This is a genomic window from Nonomuraea sp. NPDC049158 (assembly GCF_040648335.1).
GTDB lineage: Bacteria > Actinomycetota > Actinomycetes > Streptosporangiales > Streptosporangiaceae > Nonomuraea.
The window spans coordinates 51,402-66,526 of record NZ_JBEZDM010000009.1; the positions used below are offsets into that span (position 1 = coordinate 51,402).

14 protein-coding genes are annotated in these 15,125 nt (G+C 68.3%); 8 read left to right on the top strand and 6 right to left on the bottom strand.

Annotated features, from left to right (window positions below):
* Position 1: 1 nt before the first annotated feature.
* The 3 genes from AB0B61_RS20825 to AB0B61_RS20835 are packed head-to-tail and all read right to left on the bottom strand — an operon-like array spanning position 2 to position 4,364.
* Positions 2–646 (bottom strand): DUF6262 family protein, encoded by a 645-nt coding sequence (locus AB0B61_RS20825; RefSeq protein WP_358434052.1) that lies wholly within the window; start codon positions 644–646, stop codon positions 2–4.
* Positions 643–3,180, bottom strand: coding sequence for a tyrosine-type recombinase/integrase (locus tag AB0B61_RS20830; protein ID WP_358434055.1), 2,538 nt, complete (start codon positions 3,178–3,180; stop codon positions 643–645). The genes AB0B61_RS20825 and AB0B61_RS20830 overlap by 4 nt, the downstream gene beginning before the upstream one ends.
* Before the next feature lie 8 nt (positions 3,181–3,188).
* The gene (locus AB0B61_RS20835; RefSeq protein ID WP_358434058.1) at positions 3,189–4,364 is read right to left on the bottom strand and encodes a tyrosine-type recombinase/integrase; all 1,176 of its coding nucleotides are present in this window, start codon (positions 4,362–4,364) and stop codon (positions 3,189–3,191) included.
* A gap of 66 nt (positions 4,365–4,430) precedes the next feature.
* Between AB0B61_RS20835 and AB0B61_RS20840 the strand changes: the two genes are divergently transcribed.
* The 3 genes from AB0B61_RS20840 to AB0B61_RS20850 are packed head-to-tail and all read left to right on the top strand — an operon-like array spanning position 4,431 to position 5,457.
* The gene (locus AB0B61_RS20840) at positions 4,431–4,571 is read left to right on the top strand and encodes a DUF4244 domain-containing protein (protein WP_358434061.1); all 141 of its coding nucleotides are present in this window, start codon (positions 4,431–4,433) and stop codon (positions 4,569–4,571) included.
* A gap of 59 nt (positions 4,572–4,630) precedes the next feature.
* A complete protein-coding gene (locus AB0B61_RS20845) occupies positions 4,631–5,023 on the top strand; it encodes a TadE family type IV pilus minor pilin (protein WP_358434064.1) in 393 nt (130 codons plus the stop codon).
* The gene (locus AB0B61_RS20850; RefSeq protein WP_358434066.1) at positions 5,020–5,457 is read left to right on the top strand and encodes an Rv3654c family TadE-like protein; all 438 of its coding nucleotides are present in this window, start codon (positions 5,020–5,022) and stop codon (positions 5,455–5,457) included. The genes AB0B61_RS20845 and AB0B61_RS20850 overlap by 4 nt, the downstream gene beginning before the upstream one ends.
* Before the next feature lie 30 nt (positions 5,458–5,487).
* Here the strand turns inward: AB0B61_RS20850 and AB0B61_RS20855 are convergent, their stop codons facing one another.
* A complete protein-coding gene (locus AB0B61_RS20855; RefSeq protein WP_358434069.1) occupies positions 5,488–6,231 on the bottom strand; it encodes a class I SAM-dependent methyltransferase in 744 nt (247 codons plus the stop codon).
* Between the two features lie 752 nt (positions 6,232–6,983).
* Between AB0B61_RS20855 and AB0B61_RS20860 the strand changes: the two genes are divergently transcribed.
* Both AB0B61_RS20860 and AB0B61_RS20865 read left to right on the top strand, forming a co-directional pair.
* Positions 6,984–9,464, top strand: coding sequence for a hypothetical protein (locus tag AB0B61_RS20860; protein ID WP_358434072.1), 2,481 nt, complete (start codon positions 6,984–6,986; stop codon positions 9,462–9,464).
* A gap of 78 nt (positions 9,465–9,542) precedes the next feature.
* Positions 9,543–9,752: a hypothetical protein gene (locus AB0B61_RS20865; RefSeq protein WP_358434075.1), complete on the top strand. Its 210-nt coding sequence runs from the start codon at positions 9,543–9,545 to the stop codon at positions 9,750–9,752.
* Here AB0B61_RS20865 and AB0B61_RS20870 read toward each other — a convergent pair.
* Positions 9,729–10,169, bottom strand: a complete 441-nt coding sequence (locus AB0B61_RS20870; protein WP_358434078.1) for a VOC family protein — start codon at positions 10,167–10,169, stop codon at positions 9,729–9,731. The genes AB0B61_RS20865 and AB0B61_RS20870 overlap by 24 nt on opposite strands.
* A 79-nt stretch (positions 10,170–10,248) precedes the next feature.
* Here AB0B61_RS20870 and AB0B61_RS20875 point away from each other — a divergent pair, with 79 nt between their 5' ends.
* Positions 10,249–10,839 carry a TetR/AcrR family transcriptional regulator gene (locus AB0B61_RS20875; protein ID WP_358434774.1) on the top strand — a complete coding sequence of 197 codons (591 nt, stop codon included), beginning with the start codon at positions 10,249–10,251 and terminating at the stop codon, positions 10,837–10,839.
* A 327-nt stretch (positions 10,840–11,166) separates the two neighbouring features.
* On the opposite strand, the gene AB0B61_RS20880 is transcribed toward AB0B61_RS20875, so the two are convergent.
* Positions 11,167–13,563 (bottom strand): DEAD/DEAH box helicase, encoded by a 2,397-nt coding sequence (locus AB0B61_RS20880; protein ID WP_358434081.1) that lies wholly within the window; start codon positions 13,561–13,563, stop codon positions 11,167–11,169.
* Between the two features lie 408 nt (positions 13,564–13,971).
* Between AB0B61_RS20880 and AB0B61_RS20885 the strand changes: the two genes are divergently transcribed.
* Together AB0B61_RS20885 and AB0B61_RS20890 are read left to right on the top strand one after the other, a co-directional pair.
* Complete coding sequence (locus AB0B61_RS20885; RefSeq protein ID WP_020542579.1) at positions 13,972–14,322, top strand: STAS domain-containing protein; 351 nt, start codon at positions 13,972–13,974, stop codon at positions 14,320–14,322.
* Positions 14,323–14,324: 2 nt separating this feature from the next.
* Positions 14,325–14,756: an ATP-binding protein gene (locus tag AB0B61_RS20890; protein ID WP_358434084.1), complete on the top strand. Its 432-nt coding sequence runs from the start codon at positions 14,325–14,327 to the stop codon at positions 14,754–14,756.
* Positions 14,757–15,125: the final 369 nt, after the last annotated feature.

The window sequence follows — 15,125 nt, forward strand, 5'->3', positions numbered from 1 at the left end:
TTCACCGGCTGCGGCTGACCTCCTTGATCATCTTCTTGAGCGCCGTCCGGGCGGCGGTCAGGTTGTTCTCGGACTCGGCCAGCCTGGCCTTCAGCTCCCCGTTCTCGGCCACCGCGGCGTCCCGCTCGCCGGCCAGGCGTTCGCCGTGAGCCAGCAACTCGTTGATCCGCGCCGTCAGCTCCCGGGTGCCGGCCGTCTCCAGCGCCGCCCCCAGCCCCCGCTGGACGGCGGCCTTGAGCGTGTCCCGCTCCGCGCGCAGCTCCTTGAGCTGCGCGCGGGCCAGCTCCAGATCGCAGGCCAGAGACGCCGCCGAGGCGCTGCCCCCGGCCGCCGCGGCGCGCCGCGCCGCCTTGGCCTGCCCCGCCATCGCCGTCTCGACGTGCTCGCGGACGCCCTCGGCATAGACCAGCCAGGGCGACACCCCGGCCGCCCGGGCGACGCCGCGGAACGTGATCGGCTCCCCGCCGGCTTTCAGCTTCTCCAGCGCGGCCATCACCCTGCCGCGTTTGACCCGGCTGTCCTTGTGCCGCGAGGCCCGCAGCACCTCGCCCGAGCTGAACCCAGAGGTGCGCTCCGTGGTGCGTTGCGAGGTGTGCCCAGTGGTCGGCCCACTGGTCGGCCCAGTGGTCGGCTGGGGCCCGCTCACGCGCTCTCCTGCCCGCGCTCATTCCCGGGCCGGCCCGGAAAGCGGGGCATGCCCAGATCGGTGACCCCGCTCTCGGTGGCAGCGCGCGCGTGTTTGGCCCGGACGATGCGCAGCACCTCGGTGGCCTCCACCAGCGCGGCCCGCTCATCGGCGGGCAGGTCCTCCAGCTTGGCCCGGGCGATGCCGGCGATCTTCTCCATCGCCTTGATGTTGTCGTCGAAGTTGCGGATCACGAACTCGTCGACCTCCCAGGCGATCGCCGTCTCCCGGTCGGCCCGCATCGCCGCGATCTGCTCGTCCATGGCCGGCAGGTGCGAGGGGTCGGGGGTGAAGAACTTGCAGGCGGCGCACTGATAGCGGAGCACGCAGGCCTTCCCCCCGGCCCTGACGTTGGCCGGCTCCTCGCAAAGGCCAAAAGGCACCGCCACCGACCGCGCCTCATAGGCGACGCCGGAGCAGCCCGGCCGGGCCTGCCCGGTGCGGTCGAAGCTGTGGCGGCTGACCACCTCGACCGCCTCCCGCTTCCGCTTGAGGGAGACGTTGAAGTACCCGGCCGTGGTCTGCATGGATCGGTGATCCATAAGCTCCCGCAGCACGTCGATCGGCACTCCCGCATCAGCGTGCCGCTGACAGTAGGAGTGCCGGAATGCGTAGGGGAAGATCAGCGAGCGGTCGAACGGCAGCCGCCGCCCGTCCGGGCCGAACTCCTCGGCCAGCAGTTGTGGCACCGCATCGGCGAAGGCCCGGATGATCGGCGAGATGTGGTCGGATTCCAGGTGCCGCACCTGCCCGAACTCGCCGGCGGGCGGGAACAGGAACTCCTGCGACCCGCTCGGCAACTCGATCGTGGCGCGGACGGCCTGCCAGGTGTGGACGGTGCTCACCGTCTCGGCCGGGATCGGCAGCCGGCGCCCGTTGCGCAGGCCCTTGCCGTTGTCCCAGCGCAACTGCCAATGCTCCCCGTCCTTCTCCAGGCAATCGGTCTCCAACTGCGCGATCTCGTAAGGGCGGCGGCCGGTGTCGCGCAGCAGCTCATAGATCGCCACCGACATGGCGTGGACCTGCTCCTTCGACAGCCGCCCGTGGCGGACGCCGTCGCCCAGCAATGCGAGGTGGTCGTTCAACTGGGCGATCACCGAATCGGGGATGGCCTTGCCGATCTCGTCCTCGTTCGGCTCGGGCTGCTTGATGACGTGGCTGGAGTGCCGGACGAAGGTGGCCGACATGCCCTCCAGGCGTTCGGTGAGCCGGCCCCAGTCCAGCACCTTGAACCACATCGTCAGCAGGTTGGACTTGTGCTTGAAGCCCATGTCCTGGCCGTCGGCCTTGACCAGGTGCTCAAAGCCTGCGACGACCGCGTTCATGTCGGCGAACCCCAGCGCCGCGATGTCCAGCCCGCCGCCGGGGCGGGCGTCCAGCGCCCGGGCCGCGGTCTGCATCGCCTTGTGCGCCCGGCGGACCTCGCCGGTCTTCGGCTTGGTCTCCTCGATCCAGGCCACCAGGATCTCCCGCGCCCAGGTCTGCCGGATCATCGAGATGACCAGGTCGCCGGGCCTGGCGGTGGGCTTGCCGCTCTTGCCCCGGGCTCCGAGGTCGGCCAGGTCCAGCGTCGGCCGACTCGCCGGGTCCACGCCGCGGAACCGGTCGAACGCCGTCCCCACCACCCGGAACGTCTCGCGCAGCAGCGCATCGACGTTGGCCGTGGCCCTCCGCGGCAGCGCCCCCAGCGAGAACGCCGCGATTGAGGCGACCTGGTGCTTGGCCAGCACCGCGACCGACTGACGGACCGCGGTGGGGTCCAGCCGCTGCCCCCGGGAGTCCCGCGTGGCCAGCGCGAACAGCACCTCCAAGCGGGCCAGCGGCTCCAGCGGAGCCAGGGAGAACTGGTTGACGATCAGGTAAGGGGCCTGCCGGTCCAGCCAGGCCGCATTCGCGACCTCCAGGCCGGCCGCCCTCAGCCGCCGGGTGTGCAGGTCGCAGATGCCCGAACTCGACCGGCCATCGCGCGGGCAGCCGCCGACCAGACACTTCGCAAGCGGATCGTAGGGGGTCGCGGCGGCGGCCCAGACCTCCAGGTCATCGGCGCCGGACCGCTTGCGCTGCATGTCCTCATACCGCAGCGACCCATGCGCAGCGCAGAGCCCCCACACCTCCCCGTCCCGCGGACAGCCTCCGACGATGCACGGCTCGGCCACCCCGTCGATCACCCGGTTGCGGTTCGGGACGAAACAGGCCCGGAACTCCTCGACCGTCAGCTCCGACTTGGCGAACGCCTTCTCACACAGATCACACAAGACCTGGGTGCGCGAGATCCGGTCGCAGACCGCCACCGTGCACCGGTAAGCCACCGTGGACCGGTTGCCGACATCGCCGGTGAACAACCGCGTCGCCGCATCCCACTCCCCGGGCCGCCAGGCAGGCGGCGTGTTCGACGACAACCACTCGGCCCAGGCCGCGGCCTCCGTCGGCGCCAACGTCTCCGAGCCCGCCCCGCCCCCGTCGGTGCCGCCGCCCCGCTCGTGAAGAGCGATCACGTTGTCTATCACGACCGCGCCTGCCTTCTCGCGGCGGCCACCATCTCGACGGCCTGGCGCTTGTCGGAGTCGGTGACGTGGGAATACACATCCTGCGACGACGCCGAGACATGCCCGGCGATCTCCTGGACCACCCTGCGGTCGACCCCGGCCCGCCGCATTTTTGTGATGGCACTGTGTCGCATCATGTGCGGCCGGGCCCGGAACCCGGCCCGCCTAGCCAGGCGGCAGAACAGCTCGTAGGCGTTGGCGTACTTCATCGGCTCGCCCAGCGGAGGGTGGAACAGATTGACGAACACCATGTCGGACCCCATGTCGGCCCCGGCGGCCTCGCCGACCTCGTCCCGCTCGTACTGGTAGTGCGAATACGCCTCGATCGTGTCGCGCTCCACCGGGATCGCCCGCGACTGCCGCGCCTTGGCGAACGCGCCGTTGGCGTTCACCCGCCGCCGGACGTGGACGTGCGGCCCCTCATGCCGACAGTTCAGCACCCGGGAGTCCGGCAGCAGGTGCATGTCCTGCCTGCGGAGCCCCAGCGCTTCCCCTATCCTCATGCCGGTCTCCGCAAGCAGCTGGATCAGGAAGGCGTCGCGGGCGTGCCGGGCCAGGCCGAGCAGCACGCCGATCTCCTCATCCGCCAGCCACTCATAGCCCGGGACCGCGACGCGGAACTTGATCGTGCGGGCCATCACCGTCCGGTGCTGGCCGTCCTCGCCCGCGTCGAACCCCGTCGGCAGATAGCGCAGATACTTCGGCCGGGACAACGCGTTGACCAGCGTCGGCGGCACCCATCCCTGCAGGCAGCACCACGACAAGAACTCGCCGACCGTCCCCATGATCGCGTTCGCGGTGCCCTCGCTGCGGTAGCGCACCGTCGCCCCAGGCCTGCGCGACCGCGCCGGCATCGGCTCGTCCACCAGCCACCGCATCATCGCCATCAGCTGCGCCAGACTCGGGCTCGACCAGTCCACGCCATGCCCCACGCAGTACGACAAGTACAAGGCGATCCGGCCCGCGTAGGTCTTCTCGGTGTTGAACGCCCGATCCGCCGCACGCAGCCCCGCCAGATACGCGCACGCCTCGACATGCAACCCGAAGTCCTCATCGACCACCACCCACGACACCGACTCATCGGCGGCCACCGCCCGCTCAGGCCGGAAGTACCGAGGCAGCGCACCTGACATGCCTGACATGCCTGAAGACCCCTAGATATCTGTTCGGCAAGTACACGCCAACCTTACTTGCCGAACATGCCTGACTACCAAGAGTCACACAAGATAACGATCGCCGCGTGCGCCTTCGCGGCTCTGCTGTTCAAGGTGGTCAACAGCCCCGAGGTGCAAGAGATGCTCTCGAAGCTCATCGACAAGGCGCTCAAGACAGCCGGATGACCCCGCCCCAAGCTGAGACCTCCAAGCGCGCGAAGCGGCCGACGTCACAGGTCTCGCGCATGAAGCGATCTGTAGCGCGTCGTAAGCGGCCGACATCGCGGGTGAAGCGGCAGCCGACGTCGCGCGGCTCCGTGACCGCCGAGACCGCTATGGTCCTGCCCGCGCTCATGGTCGTCTTGGCCGCCGCATTGTGGGCGATCCAAGCAGTCGGGGTCCAGTTGGAGTGCGTCGACGCGGCCCGCGCGGCAGCCCGGGCCGCAGCCAGAGGCGAGCCACTAGACGAAGTACGCGAACTCGTACGATCCGCCACCCGCCCCAACGCACAGGTAGACATCAGCCGCAGCCCGGAGAGCACAAAAGTAGAGATCTCGGTGGAGGTACGAGCAGCATGGGGAGCGTCCCTGCCCGCAGTACAAGTGGTCGCCTCCGCGACGGCCGACACGGAATCATGACGCGCTGGCACACCTCGGCGAAGAAGCATCGAGCGCCAACGTTCGACAAGCGAGCAGACCGGGGCTCCGCGACGCTGTGGGGTGTCGCGCTCATGGGCCTGCTCATGGCGGTCGCCACAGCCCTAGCAACTGTGGGCTCCGTACGCGTCGCTCGCCATCACGTACACGACGCAGCCGACCTGAGCGCACTCGCGGCGGCGAGGCTAGCGCTCCTCGACCCCCGAGCAGCCTGCGACAGAGCGAAGACCGTAGCCGCGAAAAACGGCGCCCACCTCCTCCAATGCACGCTCACAGGTGAAATCGCGGATGTCCGAACCTCACTGACCATCACCCTGCCCGTCTTAGGAACCCGAACCCTGACCGGCAGGGCCCGCGCCGGCCCAGGCGGGTACCCAACCTCCGCAGAGCACACCCCCGGTGCGTACGCGGGGTGAAGACCTTGCCTGGCCGTTCCTCCTGGCCGGTCAGATCCTCGTGCCACTGAGCAGCAGGAAGAGCGGCACACGGCGGCGGCGCGCCAATTCGGCCAAGTCGCCATCGAACCGCTCTTCCTGAGGGGCGCACTCACGCAGAGCCGACAGTGCAAACCCGGCGTTCATCAGAGCATCTACGTAGTCCTCAACAGTCCGGTGAAACCAGATGACACTGCCGCCCAACCAGTTCCGCCGCCGTGGCCCCTTGAGGAAGTAGTCATCGACGATCCAGTTCGTGCGTGGCTCTCCCGTCCCGGCGTCGTATGAGCTGAGAACGGGATGAACCACCGAAAGAATGATCCGCCCACCAGGCGAAAGGCATGCCTGGCAAGCCGTCAGCACCGCCGCTAGATCCTCGACGTAGTGCAGAGCCAGACGAGAAATGATCAGATCAAATGATGAAGGAGGAGCGGCAAAGTCCTCCATGTCCGCCCGCTCAACCCGCCCAGAGGTGCCTCGAAGGGTCGCGCTGGCCGCCTCCACCATGGCCGCCGAGCCATCCAGGCCCAGGTAGCTACGGCAGCCGGCGTCCAGCAGGGTCCGCCCGATGGCCGCATCCCCGCAGCCGAGATCCAAAACCCGCAGACCGGTGACCGTGCCAAGAACATCCAGTAGCGCTGGCTCCTCCATGACGTGGTTTGGGCTCATTGCCCCACTGTGACGATGGTCGCGATACCTATGGAAGATCTTGGGCGAGTCGTAGAAGGAGCCACCACGCTGGGATTCAGCAGTCACGATGCGGAGTGTAGATCGATCGACCGGCCTGACGACACGCTGGTACTGAAGACGGCACTGAGCGGTACCAAGGGCGGCACTGGGAGCGGCGCTGAGGGCCAGTTACTTAAAGCGGCGCTGAGGTGGGCGGAGGCGTGAGTGTGCTTCCGGCCCTGGCCCTGGCCCTGGCCCCGGACCTCGGTCTCGGTTCCGGACCCCGGGTCTTGGTCTCGGGTCCTGGATATCGAGCCCGGTTCTGGGGCTTGATCCTGGCCCCAGGCCCCAGGCCCCAGTTCTGGGTTGTCGCCTCCCCGGCCCGGGCCTGCGCTGTGAGACTGCGGGCTGTGGGCCTCGGTTTCAAGATGGCCCATCGTTCTGGGCGGGGAGTGGATGCCGGTCCCAGGCTGAGGGCGTCCCCATGCTCAGGGCAAAGGGCCGGGCGGACCGGTATTTAGCGCAATGTTCGTGAAAGCAGAGGCGTTTTTCACTTCTACGAACAATGTGGCTTGTGGGGCTGTCGGGGCTAGGTCGCAATCGAATTACGACTTCTTAGACAGAGTGTCCAAGAGTTAGATAGCTCACATAAGGTGCCGCTTACTCGTGAGTCCATGCCGTCTGGGTTCGGAGTCTGGGATAGCCCGGACCTGAGCCGCTAGGGTGCGGGTTCAGGGGCGGTCGGTGATCGACATCGGCCAAGCGGACTGCATTCCGGTCGTCGCGTGAGTGCCCCAGGGTGGTCAGGCGGCGCGAGGCTCTCTATGGAGGGAAGCGCCGTGACGGTTGGCAGAGCGATAGTCGCGACGGCGGTCGTGGCGGGAACCATCGTGCTCGGTGGGTCCGCTCAGGCGGCCGTGCTGACGCGGCAAGGTGCGGCCCCCGGGGAGATCACGTCTCCGTCCGACGGTCAGGTGGTCACGAGCGGATCCGTGCCGATCTCTGCGCATACCGGGTTGATGCAGCTCAACATGGGCGTGTACGTGGAGGGCCCCTCGACCACCAGGCAGAAAGTCGCCGGTGGAGGTGCCAACCAGACGATTTCCGGGACGTTCGACGCGGGCAGTGCACCCAACGGGACCTTCAGCGTGATCCTCAAGGGTGAGATCACCGGCAGCACCTACGCGACGAGCACCTTCAAGCTGAGGCGCCCCGCTGCCGCGCCGGACAACGTCGCCGCAGCCTTGCAGGGGACCGAGAAGATCGTGGTGACCTGGAGCAAGGGTTCGGAGCCGGATCTCCAGTCGTATGAGGTGGCTACCAGCCAGTCCGGCATCGTGGGCAGGCTGCCCGCCGACAGCGCCTGCTCCGGATCATCGTGCAAGGCCGTGCTCGCCGTACCGACCAAGGCGGCCGGGCAGCGAGTGGGCTTCACCGTGAAGGCGTTCAGGGGTGACGGCGACGGAGGGTCGATCGAGTCCGGCAATTCCGGCGCCGCGTACGTGACCATCCCCGCACTCCCGGCCGCTCAGCCGAAGAAGACCGCCACAAAACAGGAGACGCCGAGCACCAAGAAGGGCGTCGAGACCCTGCCTACGCTGCCCGCCAAGAAGCATGCGCAGTCCACGGTCGCGCCCACGCGCAGGGCGACCACGACGAAGAAGACCGACAAACTCCCCGCCATGCCCGACACCGACCCCAAGGGCAATCTCCCGATTCCGACCGCCGACACGACCGGGGATTCGGGCAAGACCGACGGCCTCACCCCGAACGGCACCACAGGCGACGCTGACTCCGCTGCCATCGATTCCAAGGTGAAGGCCCAGTCCTCGGAGTCGGCCGCCGGAGGAATCGGCCAGTACGGCCTGTACGTCGCAGGCGGGCTCGTCTTGCTGCTGCTGGCCGCGCACGGAGGCGCGTGGGCGCGTCGCCGATCTCTCGCCGCCGCTGGTGCTGGAGGTTCGGTGCCGCACTCGGCTGCGGCTTCGCCAAGTCCCGGCATTACTGCTCAACACAGTACGGATAGCATCCCGCCCACCGCTTCGGCACCCCGACGCCCTGCCGTGGTGCTGGCAGTCGCCAAGGTTCGACCGGCCGGTGAGCATCCTCGTACGCAGCCCCCTGAACAGTCCCGCGCGTCGGAGCGGTCCGGCGTTCTGTCGGCTGAGCGTTCGCGCGCGTCAGAGCGGCTTGGTGCCGGCGCCCAGGCTCCTGAAGCCTCGCGTACGCCACCAGGACGCTCCGGCGCGCAGACGCCCGCACGGTCCCGCATGCGGGCACTGGAATCCCACATGCAGTCACTCGAACACCCTGGCTCGGCGGCGTCCGACCGAGCCAATTCGGGGGTGTCCGACCAACCCGGTCCGGGAGCACCTGGCCTGGAAGCGTCCACCCTGGGAGGGTCCACTCTGGGGGTTTCCGGTCTCGGGATGTCCGATCGGTTTGGTCTGGGGGCGTCCGACCGGTCTGGTCCCGGGGTGTCTGACCGGTCTGGTCTGGAGGTGTCTGATCGGTCCGGTCCGAGCGGGTCCGATGGGCTTGGTTCGGGTGGGCGTGAACAGGTCGATGCGATGTCGTCCGATCGCTTCAACTCGACAGCGTCTGACCTGCTGGCCACGCCGTCCGCAGCACGGCGTTACGCAGAGGGGCCGAATGCCGGTCGGGGTTACGGGCCAATGCCGGGGCAGGCTCGTGCGCAGGTACGCGCCGCCCTCCCGCTGCACCTCAGCGACGCCGACATGCGGCCTGCTGATCCGGATGATTGGGCGCCCGGCGATCAGGATGGTCGGACGGGTGTTGAGCAGGTTTCCTGGGTGTCCGGCGGTCGGGATGGCCAGGCGGAGGCGCGTGCGGAGCAGGTTTCCTGGGCGTCTGGCGGTCGGGATGGCCAGGCGGGAGCGGGTGCTGAGCAGGCTTCGTGGGCGCCCGGGGATCGGGATGGCTGGACGGGCGCCGGTCGATATGACCGGGTGTCCGTCGATCAGGACGGCTGGAGGGGAGCGGCTCAGGGTGATCGGGAGCCTCTCGACCAGCCCGGTCGGATGCGTGTTGAGCTGGATGGTCGGGCGGCCCGTCAGGAGCCCGTACGGATCGCGCTGCCCAGTTCGGCCGTGATCGAGGTGTCCGAGTCGGCCGTCGCCGCTACGCCGCCCGCTGTACGCATCGAGGAGCGTTGGGACGACTACCTGCCGCCCGCTCCCAGGGCGATGGAGGACAGCGGCTTCTGGGAGCGCCCGCAGCCCGGAGCAGGTGACTTCTGGGCGGCTGACGACGACGAGAACGCCTTCGCGGGCCACCGCCATCGCGGCGGCGATAGCTAGCCCACGACCAACCCACCAAGACCGCCGAAGGAATCGGCCTGGGGGAGCGCTTGCCTCGGCAAGCGCTAGCTCTTCGGCGTGTTCCTTCGCGTCGAGGGCGTGCCTGATGCGATCGGTCTTCCGGATGCGATTGGTCTTGCCGAGATCATCGGCATGCCGTCGGACTTTGAGCTGCTTGACCTGGGCGCTGATGTGGCGGGTGAGGTCATCTGGCACAGCGAGCAAGCCGTTATTGAGCTGAGGCCGGACGGGCTCTGTTGTGCGTCAAAGGGTTGCAGATCTTCGTGAGTCCTGAGTCTGGTACTGGCCGGCGTACTCGGCGGTGGGAACGATGGGTGTGATGACGTCGATGAGCACTCCGTTGGGGTCGGCCACGATGAAGTGCCGCTGCCCGAAGTCCTCACTGCGCAGTTCGAGCACGGCCGGCAGACCTCCCCGTACCACTAGCCGTTCCCACTCCGCATCCACGTTCTCGACCTCGAAGTTGAGCAGCAGCCCCTGAACGTGCGCGCGGTGGCCCTCGGGCAGCGTCGGATGGCGGTGGTCGAGAAGGGCCAGCTCGTACGGCGGGGTTCCCGGTCGGCGCAGACTCACGTACCAGTCCGCCTCGAACGTCGCCTCGAACCCGAACCACCCGACATAGAAGTCCCGGGACTCCCGCAGCAGGGAGGTGCAGAGGACCGGATAGAAGCTGGTCAGCGTCACGGAAAGCTCCTTCGCATACCGATGGTATGTCAAGCTACGCTATTGGCATACCATCGGTACGTCAACAGGGGTGGCCGCGATGCACCAGGGCAGCAGGATCGAGCAGCGCGAGCAGACCAGGCGGATTCTGGTACGCGAGAGCAGGCTGTTGTTCGCGAGCCGGGGCTACGGGGCGGTGGGCCTGTCGCAGATCGTGGCCGCTGCCGGGGTCACCAAGGGTGCGCTGTACCACCACTTCGAGAGCAAGGCCGACCTGTTCCGTACGGTCCTGGAGCAGGTACAGGGGGAAGTGGCCGAGACGGTGGCCGCGACCGCCGAGGCCCAGGACGACCCCTGGGAGCAACTGGTGGCCGGGTGCCGGGCGTTCCTCGCAGCCTGCACCGATCCGGACATCCAGCAGATCATGCTCATCGACGGACCCTCCGTCCTGGGCTGGAGCGAGTGGCGCGCGCTGGACGAGGCCGCCTCCGCCCGCCATCTGGCCGAGGCGCTGTCCGGCCTCATCGAGGCAGGGATCATCGCCCGACAGCCGGTTGCCCCGCTGACTCACCTGCTGTCGGGGGCGATGAACGAGGCCGCCCTGTGGCTGGTCAGCTCCGGAGATCCCGGCGACTTGGACGACGTGTGGGCCGCCTTGTCTCGGATCCTGCGGGGGCTGCGCATCGAGTGAGCGCGCGCATTGTCGCGTTCTATGAGTGGGCCTGGGCGCGCTAGCCCGCCCAGAAACCCTGAAGGAATGCGGTCAGTGGGTGGTCTCGCCTCGACCTACCCGCCAGGGACCTCGGAGGGGTCGGTCAGTGGGTGGTCTCGCCTGGGCGTATTGCGGTTCGGGCGGTCCCGCGCTGCCTAGCGCAGTGACCACCATGCGGGGGTGACCACCAGGGGCCCGGGTTTGGTCCGATCCCTCTGATGGTTCGTCCTGGCGGGGGTTTCTGCGGGGGATGCCCCCTTGGGAGAGGGGGCACGGAACGCCTGGCGAACGTTCGTCGGCACCCGACTAGCTTGCGGTGGGGGTGGAGCGTAGCAAGGTGTCCAAAAGGTGGATGGCGCCGCGTTTGTCCAGGGGCTCGTTGCCGTTGCCGCATTTGGGGGACTGGATGCAGGATGGGCAGCCGCGTTCGCACTCGCAGGAGGCGATGGCCTCGCGGGTGGCTGTGAGCCAGTCGGTGGCGCGGGCGTAGCCGCGTTCGGCGAATCCGGCGCCTCCCTCGTGCCCGTCGTACACGAACACCGTCAGCAGGCCCGTATCCGCGTGGAGTTCCGTGGACACGCCACCGATGTCCCAGCGGTCGCAGGTGGCGAACAGGGGAAGCAGGCCGATGGCGGCGTGTTCGGCGGCGTGGGCGGCGCCGCCCAGGTCGAAGCCCTCCTCGGCCAGAGTGGCGACTTCTGAGGCGGGGAGCGTCCACCAGACCGCGCGGGTGCGGAGGGTGCGCGGCGGGAGGTCCAGGGGCTCGTCGCCGAGCATCTCGCCGGACTGGAGGCGGCGCTTCAGGTACGAGACCACCTGCCTGGTCACCTCCACCTCACCGAAGTGGAGGCTGCCGGGGCCGAGGTCGTGCGAACGCAGGGAGGCGAGCACCGAGATCTCCGTCACGTCGCGCGCGAACGTCGTGTAGTCGGGCTCCGGACCGCCTACCAGGGCGACCCCGGCTTCGAGGTCGAGGAGCTCCACCAGGTACGTCTCGCCCTGGTGCAGGTAGACGGCGCCGGTGTGGACGGTGGTGTGGGCGGACGGCTCGTCCACGCTGCCGAGGAGGCGGCCGGTCGCGGACTCCACGACCTGGATGGGCGCTCCTCCGCCGCCCCTGATATCGGCCAGGTCGGTGGCACGTTCGCGCTTGGTCCAGAACCAGCCGGCGGGGCGCTTCCTGAGCAGGCCCTGGGTGACCAGGTCGTCGAGGACGTTCGGGGTGGCGGGGCCGAAGACGGGCAGGTCGGCGTCGGTCAGCGGGATCTCCGCGGCGGCGGCGCAGAGGTGGGGGCCGAGGACGTACGGGTTGTCCGGGTCGAGCACGATCGCCTCTACGGGCTGACCGAAAAGGGCCTGGGGGTGGTGTACGAGGTAGGTGTCGAGGGGGTCGTCCCTTGCGATGAGTACGGCGAGCGCCTCCTGGCCGTCGCGGCCGGCTCGGCCCGCCTGCTGCCAGAGGGAGGCGCGGGTGCCCGGCCAGCCGGCGATCAGGACGGCGTCCAGGCCGGAGACGTCCACGCCGAGTTCGAGGGCGTTCGTGGTGGCCAGGCCCATGATGGAGCCGGAGCGGAGGGCCTTCTCCAGGAGCCTGCGGTCTTCGGCGAGGTATCCGGCCCGATAGGCGGCGATCCGGTCTGGAAGGTCGGCCCAGTCGGCGGAGTCGGGCACCCCCCAGGACAGCGCGCTCTGGTCAGCCTCCTGCTCGGGGGAGGGCAATGCTGGGTGAGCCCCCTGGGTGAGGGGTGGCGGGGAAATGCTGGGGTCCAGGGGTGACATGGGGGTGTCGCGGTCGGGAGACGCGGGGTGAGGGGCAGAGGAGGGCGGAGAGATGTCGTGGTTTGGGAGCGTTGGGGGGATGGCGTGGCCACCAGACAGGGAGAGCGCGCCGGGAGTACCAGCCGCGGGGCCGGAGGCCGTACTCGATGAGCCGTCACCCGCTAGCGGCCCCGGGGTTCCGGCCAGGGAGAAGGCGACGTCGGCGAGTTTGGCGCGGGCGGTCAGGGCGACTGTTTCGGCGCCGCGCCGGGAGCGGACGAAGGCGAGTGTGCGGACGTTCGCCAGGACGAGGTCCGTCAGGAGGTCCGCGGCCTCGGCGGTGGCCGTGCGGCGCACCGGAGCGCCTCTCTCGCCCCGTAGTTCGGTCAGGGGCGGCTCCCAGAGCGCGATGGTCGTCGCACCCTTGGGAGACTCGTCCGACGTCACCTCGGCCATCTCAAGCCCCGTCAGCCGCATCGCGAACGCTCCCGGCTCGCTGGCCGTCGCTGAGGCCAGCAGGAAGACGGGCTGCGAGCCGTAGCGGGCACAGACGCGGCGCAGGCGGCGCAGGATCTGGGCCACGTGCGAGCCGAACACCCCGCGGTAGCCGTGGCACTCGTCCACCACGACCATCCGCAGCCGCCGGAAGAACGACGACCACTGGGCGTGCCGGGGGAGGAGGCTGCGATGCAGCATGTCGGGATTTGTCAGTACGTAGTTGGCGTGCTGCCGGACCCACGTACGTTCCTCGAACGGAGTGTCGCCGTCGAAGCAGGCCGCGCGGAGCTGGGTGATGCGGAGTTCGCGGAGGCCGCGGAGCTGGTCGGCGGCCAGGGCTTTGGTAGGCGTGAGGTAAAGGACCGTGCCGCCGTCGAGGCAGGACGCGACGGCCGGAGTGAGGTACGCGAGCGACTTCCCGGACGCCGTTCCGGTGGAAATGATCACATTTCGGCCACGATGGGCCAGGTCAGCCGCTTCGTACTGGTGTGGCCACAATCCCGGGATTCCGCGGTTCGCCAAGCGCGTAACCAAGAGTTCCGGCGCCCATTTCGGCCAACTCACTTGACCCGCCTGACGTGCTGGAACATGCTCCACATGAGTGACGCGCTCATGACGTGCGGGAACACCGAGCAGGTGACCGAGGAGTGGACCTGGCCGGTGTGGGGAGGAAGCGGAGGAAGTCACTGTTTCCAGTCTGCATCCGTGGGCAAAGTCGCCGGGAATCGTGATTTCGTATAGACACAAGCCAGACGCGTGGTTGAATGCCGCGCGTCAGGGTCAGACGGTCTGGAGCCCCGTTCCAGACTGCCAGGCCCGCAAGGGTACTTTCGCAGGCGAGGCGCTGGAGGATCTGTGGATCTGAAGTTGGATCACCACAACGAGGACCGACTCACCATCGTCGAGGTTGAGGGTGAGATCGATGTCTACACGGCGCCGAGATTGCGTGAGCTCCTCATCGACCTGGTGAACAAGGGCAACTTCCACCTTCTCGTGAACATGGAGAAGGTCGACTTCCTCGACTCGACGGGCCTCGGTGTCCTGGTCGGGGGGCTCAAGCGGGTTCGGGCGCACGACGGTTCGCTCGAGCTGGTGTGCACGCAGGAGCGCATCCTCAAGATCTTCCGGATCACCGGACTGACCAAGGTCTTCGGGATCTACGCTTCGGTCGACGAGGCCAAGGAAGCTCACGGCAAAGACAAGTAGTCATGGCTACCGTCGAGCTGACGTTCAGCGCCCTCCCCGCGCATGTGCGGACCGCCCGGTTGGTCGCGACGGCGATCGCCCGGCGCACCGGCGTGGAGGAGTCACTGCTGGACGAGGTCAGGCTCGCCGTCGGTGAGGCCTGCTCCCGGGCGGTCGAGGCGCATCGCGCGCACTGCCCGGGAGAGCCCATCCGCATCGAGTTGAAGGACGACTCGGGACGGTTCGAGGTCACGGTCAGCGATCAGGCCCCCAGTGACGAGATCAAGCAGGAGCAACCTCTCGATTTGAGCATGCTCTCTGACTCGTTCATGTCGGGGTTCGGCATCGCGGTGATCGCGGGGCTGGCCGACGACGTGGAGGTGTTCCCCAGTCCCAAGGGGATGCGCATCCGCATGAGCTGGCCCGCCGCCACCAACGGCCACGCGCCGATATAACGACAATCTCTCTTTTACGGCACGGCACGGTGGGCCCCGCCCGCCGACCGTGGCTAGGCCCTGTCCAGGGATACGCTCCTCTGGTGATACGGGGCTGGGCGCCGACACGAGGCACGGCACCCATGGCTTCCACAAGCCAACAGCCATAGGGCCGTCGCCGTCTCTTCCGAGTGACCGGCCGGGTCGTGGGCATCCACGGCCCGGCTCCGGCATGCCATTCCGGCCGCTGGACCCCGGGGCGGCTCCCAGGTGACGCACAGCGTGTCATCCCTCTGGCGTGCCCCAAACTCATGTTTCGGGCGTGCCGTTTCGGGCACCTTGTCATGGCCGTAAACCCGGGGAAATATCGGTTGTCAGATGGCAAATCGC